Consider the following 16,940-nt stretch of genomic DNA (forward strand, 5'->3'; position numbering starts at 1 on the left):
GCCTGCGGCATGTGCAAGCACAGTCGGCAGGCCAGGGTTATCAGTCATCGTCAGGAGCAAGTCATGACAGAGCCAGCAGCACAGTGGAAACCCGAGTTGGTGCGTATTGCCGCCTTCTCTTCTGGGGAGACGGGAGGCAATCCGGCCGGGGTCTGGCTTGGTGCTCAGCTGCCCGCTGCCGAGGAGATGCAGCGCATCGCCGCCGAGGTGGGTTTTTCGGAGACGGCCTTTGCCGCGCCGCTCGTCATTGCCGATGGGCCGGCCGGGACGGCGGCGCCGCAGTGGCGGGTGCGTTACTTCTCTCCACTGGCCGAGGTGCCTTTTTGCGGCCATGCCACCATTGCCCTTGGGGTGGCGCTGGGCCGCCGGGTTGGCCCCGGTGAGTATGGGTTGCAGCTCAATCAGGCCACCATTTCGGTATCGAGCTGGCTGGATGGGGAAGGGGAGTGGCAGGCGGCGCTGCAATCGCCCCCCACCAGCAGCAAGCCAGCCCCCGCCGCGCTGGTGAGCGCCGCGCTGGCGCTGTTTGGTTATACCCGGGCAGATCTGGATCCCCGCATTCCGCCGGCCCTTATCCATGGCGGCGCCGATCATCTGGTGCTGGCCCTTAACAGCCGCACGGCTCTGGCGGCCATGCACTACGAGATGGCCGCGGGGCGCGCCCTGATGCAGCAAGAGGGGCTGGTCACCATCTTGCTGGTTCATGCCGCCCGCGAGCAGCTGTTTCATACCCGCAACCCCTTTGCTTATGGCGGTGTCTATGAAGATCCCGCCACCGGTGCGGCCACCGCGGCCTTTGCCGGTTACCTGCGGGACCTGCACTGGCCCCACGGTGGCATCATCGATCTCTTGCAGGGGGAGGAGATGGGGATGGCATCTCACCTGCACGCCGAGATCCCCCCCGAGCCTGGCAGTTCAATCCGGGTATTTGGCCGGGCCCGTCTGATGTAACCCAGCCAATAAAAAACCGCCAGCTGGCGGTTTCTTACTTTATGTCGGGGCAAACCGGCCGCTTTGGCCTATTGCGGGTCGTGCTCCTCAGATGGGATCTGTTCCTGGTGATCGCTCTGTAGCCAGTGCAGCAGCAGGCGAGCCACCTGCGGGCTGCCAAGCAGCGCCATGTGACTGGTGCGATAGGCAATCATGGTATGGGCGGGGAGAAAGGCCAACTGGTGGCGTGCCTCGTCATGCAGGCCAAGGGCACTGCGCAGGGGCACCAGACCATCACCAATCAACCGGTCTGCCAGCAGACTGCGTTTGGCCGCCGTGGTGGCCGCAATGGCAAAACAGCGGACTCCGCCCGGCAGGGGTAAGGGCGTACGAGGATCGGCCAAGGGGGAAGAAAGGGGGCTCAGGGCAGGGCATGGCTCCATCACCTTGCCGTGGCGCAGATCCTTGATGCCGGCGCTGCGCAGCTGTGCCAGCCTGACGAACGGCTCGCTGTAGGCCGTCACTGGCAGCAGTCGTTCCAGCCAGTGACCCACTGATTCGAGCGGCGCGCCATGATGGGGCGTGCCGAGAAACAGCAGATTTTTAAGGTGAGCCGGCCATGCCAGGGCGGCCATGTCGGCGTTGTGACAGGCGCTGCGGATCACCAGCCCGCCCATGCTGTAGGCCAGCAAGCTGATCTCGCCAAGGCCGCCGGGCCAATGGGCTGCCAGTTGTTCCAGCTGACGGGCCAGTGCTTGACCGTTCTGTACGATGGAGAGGCCCGAGTTGTAGCGCACATAGATGGGCACGTAACCCAGCGCCTTGGCCAGCATCTCACCGTGGTTGACCGGCGCATCCTGATGCCGGGTCTGCCACTGCAGATCGTTCATGCACAGCCCGTGCACCATCAGCAGCACCCGCCCGCGAGGGGGCAGTTGCGCGGGCAGGCTCTGCCAGCTCAGGGGCTTGCCGAGATAACGCAGAGTCATGGGGGTGGCCAGGGCATTGTGACTCTCGACCAGCTTGTCCCCCATCACGCCATTGAGGGTGGCGAGCAGGGCGGCGCGGCCGGGCGTGTCGGGAATGTGCTGCAGGGGCGGGGCTGGCGGCAGACGGGCAAGCAGGGTATGGAGGCCGCTGCCCAACGCGCTGGCGGCGCCATGTACCCCCTTGTAGACCAGCCCGGTGATCCCCGCCGTCTTTCCTTCCACCCGCCCCTTGAAGCCCATGCCGTTCAAGACCGCCTGATGGACGGCTTCGGTGAGCTGTATGGTCGCAGGCAGGGCCTGAATGAACAGTCGGGTCAGTTCGCGAATGTCCGCAAGATGCCAGGAAGAGGCGGGTGGTGGTGCGGTTGGTTGCGTCATGAGAGCCCTCTGTGAAGGTATTGCCGGCCTGCTCCTGCCCGGCCGCGAACAGCGTGCACGAAACCAGCTTGCGCCCTTTGCCCCAGGTTTGCCAGTAATGCGCCGACGGTTCTTGGCAGGAAAAACTACCTCGTGCGCCTAAATGCTACGAGCGTGATCCTTCCTTGGTGCGAGTCGGGTCACGGCAGCGGGCAGTAAAATCCACTCTACTTCTTTTCCATATGGCACCGAAATGGGGAGGTGAGAATGTCACTGTTTGATGAGCGCAGGGTACAGGATCTCTGTGCCCGCTTGCTGGAGGGCACCGATGAGAAGGGGTATTCACTCGATAGCAAGCATGGCCGCGGGTTGCGAGATCTCTTGCAGGCTGTGGGCGGAGTCAAGCCGGTGGGGCGAGGGGCTCGTTATGTGCTGACTGCTGCCGGGTGTGCTTATCTCACCGGACAGCTGGCGCAAGTGGCGCCAACGATGGCGGACAGGCGTGACACTGTACGTGCTCTCGGGGTGGACCTGCCTGCGTGCCTCAACCAGGCCAGTTTTCATGCCCTCTGGTATGGGGACAGCAAGAGCGGGATAGGTCCAGATAATGATGCTATCGACATAACATTGACACAGGATGAGGTGGTCCGGCTGCGTACCATGAGCCCGTTGCTACTCATTGATAAGAGCGGCCAGCGCCATGATATGACGGCACAGTTGGCGCTATTGGGAGAGCTGGTCTTGCCGGAGCGTTGTCTTTGCAAGTTGCAGGGCATCGAGTGGCAAGGACAGCAGATAGTCACGGTGGAGAACAAGGGGGCCTTCGTGGATTACCCGTTGCAAGCAGGGGAGTTGTTGCTTTATGTGCCTGGCCGCAATACCAGACTGGCGCGGCAAGTGATCCCGCTACTGCCGGCGGTTGTGCCTTGGGCCCATTTTGGTGATCTGGATCAGCGGGGATTGGATATTGCTACCGAGCTGGCCCATGCCCTCCGTCGTCCGTTGGCGCTCTGGTTGCCAGACACCTTGATGGCCTATGTTCATCACTATGCCTGTCCTTTGATCCGCCGTCTGGAAGGGCAACCGATCAGCAGAGGCAAGATCCCCTGGGGGGTAGTACCCGTGAGCGGCGGGGAGGACAGACTGCTGGCAGAGGCCATGACGCATCTAGTCTCAAACGGATTGTGGTTGGAGCAAGAAGTATTGGTGCTGGCCGGGGGTTGGCAGTCATGGCAACTCGAGGTGTTTTGCGAGCAAGGCAGCCAATAAAAAAACCGCCATCAGGCGGTTTTTTTGTTCTGCCGGCCCTTATTTCAGGGCTTTTTTCAGCTTCTTGATCTTGCCTTCATGTTTGGCAATTTTCTCGAGGCGGGCGGCGATCTTCTTCTTAATCTCTTTCTTGCTGACTTTGGCCATCTGGCATGCTCCTTTTGCAATGATGACACTCAAGGTGTCGGGGTTGGTCAGTCCATGAAACCCCAGAGTGCCACAGGGTAGCTGATGACACCAACCTTTCGCTCAAAATAACGGCAGGCAGCATGCCGGCGTAGGGCCTTGTACTGCAACGCTACGAAGCCAGAGCAGAGGACGGCAGGGCAATCGGCAGCCATAAAAAAAGCGCCCCGCGGGGCGCTTTTGTATCGGTGTATGAGGGTGATCAGGCCTTTTTCAGGTAGGCGGCGACCAGCACGATCTGCACGCCGTTGACCTTGCCTTCGATGTGCAGCGGGTTGTTGGTGAGGCGGATGCCCTTCACCAGGGTACCGCGCTTGGCGGTGAAGCCCGCCCCCTTGACGTCCAGATCCTTGATCAGGGTCACCGAGTCACCTTCGACCAGTACGGCGCCGTTGGAGTCGACGGTCGGTACGCTGTCGTCATCCTCGCTGGCCAGGCCGGCTTCGGCCCAGGCCTTGGTCTCGTCTTCCATGTACATCATGTCCAGCATGTCCTGGGCCCACACCTCGCCCTGGGCGGAGAGGTTTTTCAGCTGGCGCCACGCCATGACCTGTACCGCAGGGACCTGGCTCCACATGCTGTCGCCCAGGCAGCGCCAGTGGTTGACCACTGTGGTTTCTGGCTGCTCCAGCTGGCCACGGCAGGTGTCGCACAGGGCAACGCTGTGATCATCATCGCTGGCCGGAGAGTGGGGGACCGCGAAGGCAGTCAGCGCCTGCTCGGCACCGCACAGTTCACACTTGGCGCCCGCGCGCGCTTGCAGGATGGCATTGATGGTCATGTTTTGGTTCCATTCACGTTGGTAAAATGGCCCGCGCTGGGCAGGCCAAGATAATGAAGGGGCGGAATATACCACAAAACCCCGCTCTTTGTCAGGCTAAGCCCCGCCGCAGGCCTATGGCGGGCCGGAGGGATTGACCTAAGGGACTCTCTTTGCCCGTGCTGAAGCCCGGTGATGGTGGCACAACCACGCCGGCGCAGCATGGATGAGAGTGCTTTTTGGCGCGGGATCGCTAGAATGAGCCTCCATTTTGACGGCAGAACAGGGGCGCGCGTGCTGGCTCAACGTTTTCAACAACTGGATCGACTGCTGAGCGAAGCCCGGCACTGGTGGCAATACCAACCCTATCATCACCTTGACCTCGCCTTTGCCAAGACGGCGCCGGCGCTGGCCGAGCGGCTCAATGCCCTGTCGCTGGCCGAGATTGAGCGGCTCGATGGCGACATGCCCGCTCTGTGCGAGCTGCTGGCCCCCTGGATCCCGCAAGGCGCAGCGCTGCATGCCCTGAGTGCGTTGCCGATCCTGACGGGCGACCCCATCCCGTGCGAGCGGACCATGGCGATGTACATGCCGGGGCGCAAGCAGGCCCAGATTGAAGCCTTCACCGCCTGCCTGCCCGCCCATCGCGGCCCCTATCTGGAGTGGTGTGCAGGCAAGGGCCACCTGGGGCGGCTGGTCTCCCTGCACCGTCAGGCCGAGGTGTTGAGCCTGGAGCTGCAGGCGCCCCTGTGCGAAGAGGGGCGCCAGCTGGCCGCCCGTGACGGCGCCCGGATGGCATTTGTCTGTGCCGATGCCTTCGCCGATGAGACCGCCCAGCTGATCGCTCCGGCCCATCACGCCATGGCGCTGCACGCCTGTGGCGAGCTGCACACCCATCTGATTGAACTGGTGGCGGCGCGCGGTGCCGAGGGGGTGACCCTCTCCCCCTGCTGTTATCACCTGATCCGCACCAGCCACTACCGCCCGCTCTCCGGCCCGGCCAAGGCCAGTGCGCTGCAGCTTGCCAAGAGCGATCTGAAGTTGCCGCTGCAGGAGACGGTCACCGGTGGCGCCCGCATCGCCCGCCTGCGCGAGCAGGAGGTGGCCTGGCGGCTGGCCTTTGACTGCCTGCAGCGCCAGGTGCGCGGGGTGGATGAATATCTGCCGGTGCCCAACATGCAAAAGAGCCTGCTGACCGGTACCTTCGAGGATTTCTGTGGCTGGGCCGCCGAGCGAAAGGGGCTGGTGTTGCCGGCCGGCCTCGACTACGCCGGGTTTCTGGCAAAGGGGGAGGCGCGTTATGGCGATGTCGCCCGCATGGAGCTGGTGCGTCACCTGTTTCGTCGACCGCTGGAGCTCTGGCTGGTGCTGGATCGCGCCCTCTTCCTGCAGGAGCAGGGCTACCGGGTGGAAGTGGGCGAGTTTTGCGACAAGCCCATGACTCCCCGCAATATCCTGATCCGCGCGGTGCGCACGCCAGAAAGATAAGCGGCGGGGCCCTTCGTTGCGGGGTCTGTTGCAGCGGCTTGCTGTTTAACCTTCGAGGTCGCCGACTGGGGCGTTTGTTTCGTTGAAAGAGCGGCTTTATCGCTCTTTTTTCATTTTTCTTCGGTTTATTTACATATATCCGGCCGCCGCGTCAAAACATCGGTTCACAATGCATTTTATGGGGGCCGACCGACAGAGTGAATTGGCTCACAGTTCCGATAATATTCTTAATTTTCATCGTGAATTTAGTGGCTGATAATATTACTCTCGAGGCGACTCTTATCCCGACGTTATTCTGACATAAGGACTGTCTGTTATGTTCAAGCCTACACATTGTGCCTGGCTGGTTGCGGCTGCCTGCGCATTGCCAAGTCATGCCATGAATATTCAACCCGACCCACAAAATGCCGGTGGATATGTGATTGCCGCACCGGATCTGGCGGCGGTTGAAAAATCCAAGACGGCCAATCCCATGTACGGGATTTGGGCAAAGGCGTTGGCGACACGTTCCAATACCATTGTTGATGCCATCAAACCGAGGGCAGCGAGCAATCCGGATAACGTCAAACGGGTCGAGCGGGTATTCACCGAATCGGACTGGGATTATTTAACCCAGATGGCGGCACCTGAATATACCTACGAGCGCTTCTTGCGGGCGGTCGGTAAATTCCCGGCTTTTTGCGGTGAATATACCGATGGCCGTGATGCCGATGCCATCTGCAAAAAATCCATCATCACCGCTTTTGCCCATTTCGCCCAGGAGACCGGCGGCCACATTGCCAAGGAGAATATCTCCGACAACCCGCTGGCCCTGGAGGAGTGGCAACAGGCGCTGGTGCACGTGCGCGAGATGGGCTGGTCGGAGGGGCAGACCGGCTACACCACCGGCTGCGGCCAGAACGACTGGCAGAACAAGAAGTGGCCCTGCAGCACAGGGCAGGGTTATTTCGGTCGCGGCGCCAAGCAGCTCTCCTACCATTTCAACTACGGTGCCTTCTCCGAGGCGATGTTTGACGGCGATGCGACCGTGCTGCTTAACAACCCCGGGCTGGTGGCGGACTCCTGGCTCAACCTCGCCTCCGCTATCTGGTTCTTCCTGACCCCGCAGGCTCCCAAGCCTGCCATGCTGCACGTGATTGACCGCACCTGGGTGCCCTCCCAGCGCGAGATCGCCGCAGGCATCGGCTACGGCTTTGGCACCACCATCAACGTCATCAACGGCGGCATCGAGTGCGGCGAGCAGAACAAGGACAAGGGTCAGCCGGTCAACCGCATCCGCTACTGGGAAGGGCTGGCCAAGCATTACGAGATCCCGCTCAAGGCCGACGAGAAGAACACCTGCTGGCAGCAGACTCCCTATGGCAGCCTCAACCTCAACGGCGCCACCGACGTGCTCTACACCAACTGGGATGGCAACTGGAAATACTACCCCGACAGACCCGGTGGCTACTCGTTCGAGTGTGAGCTGGTGGGGTTCCAGACCGCCTACTCGGCGCTGGTGCCAGGAGATTACGAGAAGTGCGTGACCAACTTCTACGGCTCCCACGCCAACTGGCCCAAGGTGCGAGTGGTGGCCAAGCTGGATCCTGCTCCGGTTGACCCGACCGATCCCCCGGTGGGCGATGTACCTGCCTGGAGTGCCAGCAAGGTCTATACCGCGGGCAATCAGGTGAGCTACAAGGGGGCCATCTATCAGACCAAGTGGTGGACCCAGGGCAATGAACCGGGCAAGGGGGATCCCTGGGTGCTGGTGCCGACGAAATAAAGCAAAGCGGCCAATATCAATTCGCGAGGTGGTTGATAACAGCTTTTCAAGCCAATGCGGGGGACATATTGTCCCCCCTTTCAATATCCGACATGGAAAAATTGAGCTTGCATTTAATTTGGCAAGAGAGGGCGATACTCCGGCCCCTATCACTTATATGAGGGCCCGATGAGGGGGTAATAGCCGGCAGCCACCGATGCTGATGCAGGAAGTCAGTCATCTATATCGGACTGACTCACGGACTGACTCATTTTTTATCTTGGGGGCTGTTAGCTGAATTTTATTCAGCTGGGCATTGATGATGTGTGGTCTTATTGAACTGCCCTTTGTTTTATCCATCAGGCATGTCTCACCCAGCCGATATTTTATCGGGCGACGACATGCAAGAGTTAAAAGGATTGGCCGCCATCTCGCCATGGAATATAACTGCGCAAATGAGTCAACATCAGGGATCAACCCCATGTTCACTATTGTCGTGCATGTCGAAATCCCGCAGACAGAGGTCGGGGAGGGCATCAAGGCGGCCAAATTTCAGGACCCGGAAGGCAGCCGGATTACATTGCAGGATCGCTGGCTGCCGGCCTCGTGAGCCATCCCGCAACCGGTTTTGTGATGGGGGCGGTGGCCGACGAGGGCGCAACATGGTACTCATCTGATCCGGTAGTGGCGGCGATGGCGCGGTCAGGTCAGCGACGGCAAGCGACAATAAGGCGCAAGGAGGAGTGATGAAGGGACATTGTTTGTGTGGCGGGATTGAGGTCTCGGCCGGTGATCACCAGGAGGTGGGGTTGTGTCACTGCAGCACCTGTCGGCGCTGGTCGGGCGGCCCGCTGTTTGCGGTGCACTGCGGCAAGGAGGTGCACTTTAGCGGGCTCACCCCGGTGGCCTATCGCTCCTCGGAGTGGGCGGAGCGGGGCTTTTGTCCCAGCTGCGGCACCCACCTTTTCTATCACCTGTTGCCGACGGATGAGTACATAGTGCCGGCCGGCCTGTTTCAAAACGAATCTTTCCAGCTGGCGAGCCAGATCTTCATCGATGAAAAGCCCGATTTTTACGAGCTGAAAAACGAGACACCTACCCTGACTGGTCAGCAGGTGTTCGAGCAGTTTGCACCCAAGCCGTGAGCATGGGGGCGAGGTAGCGTAAGCATCGGCCGCAATGAAAGGAACAGACCATGCAATTGGTAGTGATGCGCCACGGGCAAACCCCGGCCAATGCCGAGGAGCGCTATCAGGGGGCGCTAGATATCGGTCTGAGCGACACCGGCGTGGCCCAGATCAGTGCGCAGGCAAAGATGCTGGTCTTGGCGCAGGCCCCGTTTCAGCAGCTGCTGAGCTCCCCCTTGCTGCGGGCACGGCAAAGTGCGGCCCTGGTGGCGAGTGAACTGGCGCTGCCGGTGATCCTTGCCCCCGCGTTTCGTGAGCGCCATGTCGGGGTGTTCGAGGGGCTGACCCAGCAAGAGGCGCGGGAGCGTTATCCTGCGCTGTGGGCCCGCAACATCACCCGGCGCTGGGCCGAGGCACCGCCCGGCGGCGAATCGCTGGACGAAGTCATTGCCCGGGTCGGGCAGGGATTGGCGGAACTGGCGCAGAGTTGCCATCAGGAGCGGGTGTTGCTGGTGGCGCACGGCGTGGTGGCCAAGGTGATCCGGGCGCTGACCGTGGCGGGATTTGACGACTTCTTCGAGTGGCAGCTGGCCAACGGAGCCCTGCTGGAGGTGTCGCTGGCATGTGACGACGCTGGCGGGCCGCTGCGTCTCTTTGCCCGTCCGGGCAGTGAACATGGTCTCGCTACTTTGAATTGAGGAAGGCGCCAGGCCTGATGATTGTCTATCAGGCTTGGCGTCGCCTATCAGGGGGAATCTGGCAGCGCCTTCCTTGAGCAGTTGCGCCCCTGTTTCTTGGCCAGATAGAGGGCGGTATCGGCCCGGCGCACCATGCGCTCCACCGTATCCTGCGGGCCCAGGCTGGCACTGATGCCGACGCTGATGGTGAGCGGCACCTCGGTGCCTGCGCCCAGCTGATGCAGCTGCGACTCGACGGCGAGGCGGATCCGCTCCGCACTGGCCCAGGCCAGCTCCAGCGAGGTTTCCGGCAGCAATACGATGAACTCCTCGCCGCCCCAGCGGCCCAGCATGTCCACCTCCCGCAGCTGTTTGGCAACCCGCTTGACCAGGCTCAAGATGGCCTGATCGCCCTGTTGATGGCCATAGGTGTCGTTGATCTGCTTGAAGTGATCGATGTCGATCAGCAGCAGGCTCATGGTGTGACTGAAACGCTGGCAGCGCTGCATCTCCAGCTTGACCAGCTCGTCGAAGCGGCGCCGGTTGGCGATCCCGGTGAGGGGATCCGTGGTGGCCGCCACCTTGAGCTCCTCCACCAGCTTGGCCCGCTCCGAGATGTCCCGCAGGATGGCGGTCATCTCGGTGGTCTGGCCCAGGTTGATCTTGGCGATGGTCACTTCCAGCGGAAATTCGCTGCCGTCGCGGCGCAGCCCCATCACGGAGGCGCGGGCGTGCATGGGGCGCGAGTTGATGGGGGAGTTGCTGAACGCCTTGAAATAGCCGTCGTGGTTGGCCCGAAAGCGCTGGGGCAACAGGGTCTCCAGCCGTTTGCCGAGGTAGCTTTCGTCCACCCCGAACATCTCGCAGGCGGCGGTGTTGATAAGCTCGATGCGCGACTCGCTGCTGACGCTGATGATGCCGTCATAGGCGGAGTTGACCACCGCCTCGAAGCGCTTGCGGCTCATTTTGAGCGCCTCTTCCAGCTGCTTTTTGGCGGTGATGTCGATGGCGGTGACCATGATGCGGGTGATGCGGGACTGCTCGGGAATGATGGGGGAGATGACAAAGCGCCACCAGCTGGTGCGCGACAGGGTGTCGATGGGCAACTCGCTCTCAAGCCCCGTCTGCTGGCTCACACACTCGTGCATCGGTTGCTCTATGCTGCCGGTGATGTAGCGGGGAAACATCTCGCCCAGGCGCTTGCCGATGCAGCCCAGCACATCCAGCTCGAAAGCCTGGGCAAAGGTGTCGTTGGCGGAGATGAGGGTAAAGCGATCGTCCTTGTCGAGGGAAAACACCGCGACGGCGGCACCGATGGCATCGAGAGAGGACTTGATATCGGCGTGGGAACCCTGTGTGAACATGCAACCTCCATGGCGAATAACATATTGATATTCAGTATAGTGCGGCCGCTTTGATGCCCGGTTGGTGGGATCCGGGCAGGGGCCGGCCACAGAGCGCTTGCTCTGGCAAACTGGCCGGTCGGCCCGGATTGGGCTTTACTTGCGGGCATCTACAAACGGCACCGGATCCGGCGCAGCGGTCTGGTCAGCGCAACGAAGCAGGGAGGGGGAGATGAAGATCAGCATCGAGGCACATATCGAGCAGGAGATAGAGGCGGTCTGGTGGGCCTGGAACGATCCAGACTGCATCGCCAGGTGGAATGCGGCCTCCAGCGACTGGCACACCACCAGCAGCCGGGTCGATCTGGTGGTGGGTGGGCGCTTTTGCCATCACATGGCCGCCAAAGACGGCAGCGCCGGTTTTGATTTCACCGGCACCTTTACCCGGGTGGAGGCGCCGACTCGCCTCTCGTTCTTGATGGATGACGGGCGCGAGGTGGATGTGCAGTTTGCGAGCGAGGCGGGCGGCACCCGGGTGCAGGAGACCTTTGATGCCGAGTCGAGCCACACCCTGGCCCAGCAGCAGGCGGGCTGGCAGGGGATCCTCGACAACTTCAAGCGCTACGTGGAGGCGGCAGGCTAGGGGAGAGGTGCCAGTACCAATAAAAAACCACCGCCAGACGTCGGTGGTTTTTTATTGCGTCTTGATTGCTGGGCTTATACCGCTGGCGTTGCCGGCGGGTGGCTCGAAGGCGTTACTCTTCGATATCCAGCAGCACCAGGATGGCGCTGTCACCGCCCCATTCGCGGGGGGCCTGATGGAACGCCTGCACATTGGGATGCTGGGCCAGCCAGCTTGGAATGCGCTGCTTGAGGATATGTTTGCCGATGCCGTGCATCACCGAGGCGACGTGAATGTTCTCTTTTTGGCAGAGAGTCAGCAGGGCCGCCAGCTCCTGTTTGGCCTGCTGCTGGTTCATGCCGTGCAGGTCCAGGTAGATCTCCGGCGGATAGCTGCCGCGTTTGAGCTTTTTCAGCTCGAATTTTGACACATCGTCGCGCACGTAACGGGTCGGTCCATCCTCTTCCAGATGGGGCTGGTATTCATCGCTGAAATAGTGGTCAACCCCAAGGGATTCGCGGCTCTCACGCATTTCGCGTTTCTGCTTGACCGGGCGTAACTCGGCCCTTATGGTATCTTGCTTGATTTTCCGGGTACCTTTTATCGCATCGCGGAACAGCAGGGTTTCCTCGTCTGTCGGTGAGGGCGTTTTTTTCATCAGGTACTCGTCTTGCTCGCTGTATAGAATTCTCGGGCCGGATATTACTCGACTTGGAGGTGGATTTGGACAAGATATTTATCGATGAGGTGGTTGCCGAGATGCACACCATCCAGGACATGTTGCGCTGGGCCATGAGTCGTTTCAACGACGCCGGGATCTTCTACGGACATGGTACCGACAACGCCTGGGATGAGGCCGTGCAGCTGGTACTGCCCGCGCTACATCTGCCGCCGGACGTGGATCCGGCCATGCGCCACTCCCGCCTGACCACCAGCGAACGGCACCGCATCGCCGAGCTCATCATCCGCCGCGTGCAGGAGCGCATTCCCGCCCCCTACCTGACCAACAAGGCCTGGTATGCCGGTTGGGAGTTCTACGTGGACGAGCGGGTGCTCATTCCCCGCTCCCCCATCGCCGAGATGGTGGCCAATCGCTTCGCCCCCTTCCTGAAAGACGAACCGACCCGGATCATGGACTTGTGCACCGGCTCCGGCTGCATCGCCATCATCATGGCCCACGAGTTCCCGGAAGCGGAAGTGGATGCCATCGACATCAGCGTCGATGCCCTCAACGTGGCCGAGCGCAATATCAACGATCACGGGCTGGAGCAGCAGGTCATTCCGATCCGCTCCGATCTGTTCCGCGATCTGCCGGTCGGCGACAAGTACGATCTCATCGTCTCCAACCCGCCCTACGTGGATTCCGAAGACATGTCGGATCTGCCGGACGAGTTTCGCCACGAACCCGAGCTGGCACTGGCCTCCGGCTCCGACGGCCTCAAGCTCACCAAGCGCCTGCTGGCCAATGCCGCCGATTTCCTGAAAGACGATGGCGTGCTGGTGGTCGAGGTGGGCAACAGCATGATCCATCTGGAAGCCCAGTTCCCTGACGTGCCCTTCACCTGGGTGGAGTTCGAGAACGGTGGTCACGGCGTGTTCGTGATGACCCGTGCCGAGCTGGTGCAGTACCAGGACCATTTCGCGATTTACAAGAGCTAAGCAGGAGCAAGCATGGCAGGGAACAGTTTCGGCCAACTCTTTCGGGTTACCACCTTCGGCGAGAGCCACGGCCTGGCGCTGGGCGCCGTGGTCGACGGCTGCCCGCCGGGGCTTGAGATAAGCGAGGCGGATCTGCAGGGGGATCTGGACCGGCGCAAGCCCGGCACCTCCCGCTACACCACGCCGCGCCGCGAGCCGGACGAGGTGAAGATCCTCTCCGGGGTGTTCGAGGGCAAGACCACAGGCACTTCCATCGGGCTGCTCATCGAGAACACCGATCAGCGCTCCAAGGACTACTCCGACATCAAGGACTTGTTCCGTCCGGGCCACGCCGATTACACCTATCACCAGAAGTACGGCCAGCGCGACTATCGTGGCGGCGGTCGCTCCTCAGCCCGTGAAACCGCCATGCGGGTGGCGGCGGGGGCCATTGCCAAGAAGTACCTGAAACAGGTGCACGGCATCGAGATCACCGGCTTTCTCTCCCAGCTAGGCCCCATCAAGGCCGAAGCCTTCGATGCCGCGCAGATCGAGCAGAATCCCTTCTTCTTCCCCGATGCGGGCAAGCTGGAAGCGCTCGATCAATACATGCGCGACTTGAAGAAAGAGGGCAACAGTATCGGTGCCAAGGTGCAGGTCATCGCCAGCAATGTGCCGGTGGGTCTGGGTGAGCCGGTGTTTGACCGCCTCGACGCCGATATTGCCCACGCCATGATGGGCATCAATGCGGTGAAAGGGGTGGAGATCGGTGACGGGTTTGCGGTGGTGGAGCAAAAAGGCTCCGAGCATCGCGACGAGATGACCCCGGCCGGCTTTGCCAGCAACCATGCGGGCGGCATTCTGGGCGGCATCTCGTCGGGTCAGGATATCGTGGTGAGCTTAGGCTTAAAGCCCACCTCCAGCATCACGGTGCCGGGCAAAACGATCAATACCGAAGGCGAGGCCATCGAGATGATCACCAAGGGTCGCCACGATCCTTGCGTCGGCATTCGCGCCGTGCCCATCGCCGAGGCGATGCTGGCCCTGGTGTTGATGGATCACCTGCTGCGCCACCGTGCCCAGAACCAGGGCGTGCTGACGCATACTCCGCAGCTGCGCTGATCGGCCAGTTCACCACTCGGCTGATCGGGTGGCGCAGTCACACACAGGCACAATGAAAAGGCGACCTCAGGGTCGCCTTTTTGATGGCCATTCACCCCCTCTTGGCGAGTGGGCCGGGGGGCGTGTCGGCCGCCGGGTTGTCGAGCCGGCAGGTGGGCGGGGTGGGGTTGCCGCTTGCCGGCGGCAGGTTGGCGATCGCCGCATCGACCCGGGCCAGGGTGTCGTCATCGATGGCGCTGTTGGCAAACATCAGGCTGACCGGCTGGTGGTGGAGCAGCAGCTGGCAATGGATAAAACCGTCGGCCCCCAGCTGTTGCAACCGGTAACGGGCGTATTGCCACTCGACGATGATGCCGTCGAGGCGGCGGGCCAGCAGCAGATCGATCAACCGATCGTCGCTGTTGTATTCACTCGCCTGTTTCAGGGCCGGGCAGGATGCCATCAGCTGGGTCGGCCGGGTGCCGCGCAGCTTGCCAAGGCGCAGCTGGCTTTGCTGGCAGAGCCCTTGCAGGCTCTGCACATCCTGCCAGGGTTCACGCTGACCCGGGATGGGATCGCTGCTCAGCAGCACAAAGGTGCTGCGCCGATAGGGGGCCGAGAAGCGGGCAAAGGCGCGCCGCTCCGGTGTATCGAGCGCCCCCATGGCGAGATCGAGTTGCTGCTGCTCTATAAGATGCAGGGCCCGGGCCCAGGGCAGGTTGCGAAAGCGGGGCGTGAGCCCCGCCTGGGCCAGGATCTGGCGGGTCAGGCTCACGTCCAGCCCATCCAGCGTCCCCTGGGCATTGATGTAGCTGAACGGAGGCCAGTGACCCCAGGCGACGGACAACCTGGTGTTGGCCTGCAGCGGCAGAGTGAGGGCAAGCATCAGCAGAAACAGCCAGTAGCGGCCGGCAGGCAGAAAATGAACACGCATGAACCTGAACCTCCTTGTTGCAGGATCGCCGCGGCGGCGTCGCCATGGTCTGGCATCAAGCATAGCCTGATTCGAATGAGTTCTTGAACGGCTTTTCTCGGCGGGACGGTGACCGGATTTTGGCAAACATGCTGGGAGGAACATCACATTTTTCTCGTTTCTCCTCAATAACTCCGTTAGACTGCGCCCCTATTCTTTCCCCTTTGCTCTGCTCCCCGGGGAAATCGTTGTGTTCTCAACAGGCCCGGATCTGGCGAGATGGCATCGGCTCAGCAGAGGAGCCCCATCACGGATCCCCGGCGCCCCTATCCCTAGCAGGTAACTATGAGTTTTACTTCCCTCGGTCTGGCCGAACCCTTGTTGCGTGCCGTTGCCGAGCAAGGCTACGACACCCCGTCTCCCATTCAGCAACAAGCGATCCCGGCGGTACTGGCTGGCCGTGATCTGATGGCCGCCGCCCAGACCGGGACCGGCAAGACCGCAGGTTTTACCCTGCCGATGCTGCAACGCTTGACCGAGAGCAAGCGCAAGGTTTCCCCGAATCGCATCCGTGCCCTGGTGCTGACCCCGACCCGCGAGCTGGCCGCCCAGGTGGGCGAGAGCGTGCGCAACTACGGCAAGCACCTGCCGATCCGCAGCCACGTGGTATTTGGCGGCGTGAGCATCAACCCGCAGATGATGGCGACTCGCCGTGGTCTGGACGTGCTGGTGGCCTGCCCGGGCCGTCTGATGGACCTTTACAACCAGAACGCCGTCAAGTTCGATGAAGTCGAGATCCTGGTGCTGGACGAAGCGGACCGCATGCTCGACATGGGCTTTATCCGCGACATCCGCCGCATCCTGGCTCTGTTGCCGAAAAAGCGTCAGAACCTGCTCTTCTCCGCCACTTTCGCCGACGAAATTCGCGAGCTGGCCACTGGCCTCTTGGACAACCCGGCGGTGATCGAAGTGACCCCGCGCAACAGCACCGCCGAGCGCATCGAGCAGCTGGTGCACCCGTGCGACAAGGCCAACAAGATTGCCCTGCTGAGCCACCTCATCTCCAGCAACAACTGGCAGCAGGTGCTGGTGTTTACCCGCACCAAGCACATCGCCAACCGGGTTGCCGAGAAGCTTGAGAAAGACGGCATCAGCGCCGCCGCCATCCACGGCAACAAGAGCCAGGGAGCCCGTACTCGCGCCCTGTCCGGCTTCAAGGATGGCAGCGTGCGCGTCATGGTGGCGACCGACATCGCCGCCCGCGGCCTCGACATCGACAAGCTGCCCCAGGTAGTGAACTTCGAGCTGCCAAACGTGGCGGAAGATTACGTGCACCGTATCGGCCGTACCGGCCGTGCCGGCGCCGCCGGTCACGCCATCTCCCTGGTGGCGGCTGACGAGGGCAAGCTCATCAAGGCCATCGAGCGGCTGACCAAGCAGAGCATCCCCTGCGAGCAGGTGGCGGGCTTCGAAGCCTCCCGCGAGACGCTCGATAACATAAGCCGTGGCATCGGTGCGCCGCTGCGCAAAGAGCCGCGCGATCCGAGCGAGCAGCGCCGTGCGCCGCGTCCGCAAGGTCAAGGCCAGCGTCAGGGTGCCGGTCGTTCCGGCAATGGCGCCGGTGGTAACGGTGGTGGCAATCGCACTGGCAACGGCGGTAAGCCCAAGCCCCAGGGTGGCCAGCGTCCGGCCGATGGTGCCGGCAAACCGGCCCAGGCTCGTCGTCCGCGCCGTTCTACCCATAACCAGTAAGCGGTTCGGGAGCTTCTCTCCCGCGCTCAACGGTTGAATAGAAA

The 16,940-nt window shown here is 61.8% G+C and carries 16 protein-coding genes; 11 read left to right on the top strand and 5 right to left on the bottom strand.

Going from position 1 to position 16,940, the window contains the following annotated elements; all coding sequences use genetic code 11:
• Positions 1 to 63 precede the first annotated feature (63 nt).
• Entirely contained in the window at positions 64 to 951 is an 888-nt protein-coding gene (locus AB5Y98_RS18430; protein ID WP_336291845.1) for a PhzF family phenazine biosynthesis protein, read from the top strand.
• 68 nt (positions 952 to 1,019) lie between these two features.
• On the opposite strand, the gene AB5Y98_RS18435 is transcribed toward AB5Y98_RS18430, so the two are convergent.
• Positions 1,020 to 2,297 carry an esterase/lipase family protein gene (locus AB5Y98_RS18435; protein ID WP_368232449.1) on the bottom strand — a complete coding sequence of 426 codons (1,278 nt, stop codon included), beginning with the start codon at positions 2,295 to 2,297 and terminating at the stop codon, positions 1,020 to 1,022.
• Between the two features lie 246 nt (positions 2,298 to 2,543).
• On the opposite strand from AB5Y98_RS18435, the gene AB5Y98_RS18440 reads away from it, so the two are divergent.
• Positions 2,544 to 3,545, top strand: a complete 1,002-nt coding sequence (locus AB5Y98_RS18440; protein ID WP_368232451.1) for a Wadjet anti-phage system protein JetD domain-containing protein — start codon at positions 2,544 to 2,546, stop codon at positions 3,543 to 3,545.
• Between the two features lie 388 nt (positions 3,546 to 3,933).
• Here the strand turns inward: AB5Y98_RS18440 and AB5Y98_RS18445 are convergent, their stop codons facing one another.
• Complete coding sequence (locus AB5Y98_RS18445) at positions 3,934 to 4,512, bottom strand: alkylphosphonate utilization protein (protein WP_019838775.1); 579 nt, start codon at positions 4,510 to 4,512, stop codon at positions 3,934 to 3,936.
• 237 nt (positions 4,513 to 4,749) lie between these two features.
• Here AB5Y98_RS18445 and AB5Y98_RS18450 point away from each other — a divergent pair, with 237 nt between their 5' ends.
• From AB5Y98_RS18450 to AB5Y98_RS18470, 5 genes are all read left to right on the top strand, one after another.
• Complete coding sequence (locus AB5Y98_RS18450; RefSeq protein WP_368232453.1) at positions 4,750 to 5,979, top strand: methyltransferase; 1,230 nt, start codon at positions 4,750 to 4,752, stop codon at positions 5,977 to 5,979.
• 316 nt (positions 5,980 to 6,295) lie between these two features.
• Complete coding sequence (locus AB5Y98_RS18455) at positions 6,296 to 7,744, top strand: chitinase (RefSeq protein WP_368232455.1); 1,449 nt, start codon at positions 6,296 to 6,298, stop codon at positions 7,742 to 7,744.
• Between the two features lie 460 nt (positions 7,745 to 8,204).
• A complete protein-coding gene (locus AB5Y98_RS18460) occupies positions 8,205 to 8,333 on the top strand; it encodes a glyoxalase (RefSeq protein WP_368232457.1) in 129 nt (42 codons plus the stop codon).
• Positions 8,334 to 8,469: 136 nt separating this feature from the next.
• Complete coding sequence (locus AB5Y98_RS18465) at positions 8,470 to 8,868, top strand: GFA family protein (RefSeq protein ID WP_368232458.1); 399 nt, start codon at positions 8,470 to 8,472, stop codon at positions 8,866 to 8,868.
• 50 nt (positions 8,869 to 8,918) lie between these two features.
• Complete coding sequence (locus tag AB5Y98_RS18470) at positions 8,919 to 9,548, top strand: histidine phosphatase family protein (protein ID WP_274181119.1); 630 nt, start codon at positions 8,919 to 8,921, stop codon at positions 9,546 to 9,548.
• A gap of 47 nt (positions 9,549 to 9,595) precedes the next feature.
• On the opposite strand, the gene AB5Y98_RS18475 is transcribed toward AB5Y98_RS18470, so the two are convergent.
• Positions 9,596 to 10,891, bottom strand: a complete 1,296-nt coding sequence (locus tag AB5Y98_RS18475) for a diguanylate cyclase (RefSeq protein ID WP_017780146.1) — start codon at positions 10,889 to 10,891, stop codon at positions 9,596 to 9,598.
• 211 nt (positions 10,892 to 11,102) lie between these two features.
• Here AB5Y98_RS18475 and AB5Y98_RS18480 point away from each other — a divergent pair, with 211 nt between their 5' ends.
• Positions 11,103 to 11,513 carry an SRPBCC family protein gene (locus tag AB5Y98_RS18480; RefSeq protein WP_095592813.1) on the top strand — a complete coding sequence of 137 codons (411 nt, stop codon included), beginning with the start codon at positions 11,103 to 11,105 and terminating at the stop codon, positions 11,511 to 11,513.
• A 112-nt stretch (positions 11,514 to 11,625) separates the two neighbouring features.
• Here AB5Y98_RS18480 and smrB read toward each other — a convergent pair whose 3' ends face one another.
• Complete coding sequence (gene smrB / locus AB5Y98_RS18485) at positions 11,626 to 12,150, bottom strand: endonuclease SmrB (protein WP_017780144.1); 525 nt, start codon at positions 12,148 to 12,150, stop codon at positions 11,626 to 11,628.
• 65 nt (positions 12,151 to 12,215) lie between these two features.
• On the opposite strand from smrB, the gene prmB reads away from it, so the two are divergent.
• Both prmB and aroC read left to right on the top strand, forming a co-directional pair.
• On the top strand, positions 12,216 to 13,151 hold the full coding sequence (prmB, locus tag AB5Y98_RS18490) for a 50S ribosomal protein L3 N(5)-glutamine methyltransferase (RefSeq protein ID WP_005300587.1): 936 nt from the start codon (positions 12,216 to 12,218) through the stop codon (positions 13,149 to 13,151).
• Positions 13,152 to 13,163: 12 nt separating this feature from the next.
• Entirely contained in the window at positions 13,164 to 14,252 is a 1,089-nt protein-coding gene (aroC, locus tag AB5Y98_RS18495; RefSeq protein ID WP_005300590.1) for a chorismate synthase, read from the top strand.
• Positions 14,253 to 14,343: 91 nt separating this feature from the next.
• Here aroC and AB5Y98_RS18500 read toward each other — a convergent pair whose 3' ends face one another.
• Positions 14,344 to 15,165, bottom strand: coding sequence for an ABC transporter substrate-binding protein (locus AB5Y98_RS18500; protein ID WP_268028707.1), 822 nt, complete (start codon positions 15,163 to 15,165; stop codon positions 14,344 to 14,346).
• A gap of 324 nt (positions 15,166 to 15,489) precedes the next feature.
• Here AB5Y98_RS18500 and AB5Y98_RS18505 point away from each other — a divergent pair, with 324 nt between their 5' ends.
• Positions 15,490 to 16,896: a DEAD/DEAH box helicase gene (locus AB5Y98_RS18505; RefSeq protein ID WP_010634055.1), complete on the top strand. Its 1,407-nt coding sequence runs from the start codon at positions 15,490 to 15,492 to the stop codon at positions 16,894 to 16,896.
• The last annotated feature ends 44 nt before the right edge of the window (positions 16,897 to 16,940 follow it).

The sequence above is a fragment of the Aeromonas sp. s3 genome, assembly GCF_040907805.1.
GTDB classification, from domain to species: Bacteria; Pseudomonadota; Gammaproteobacteria; order Enterobacterales; family Aeromonadaceae; genus Aeromonas; species Aeromonas dhakensis.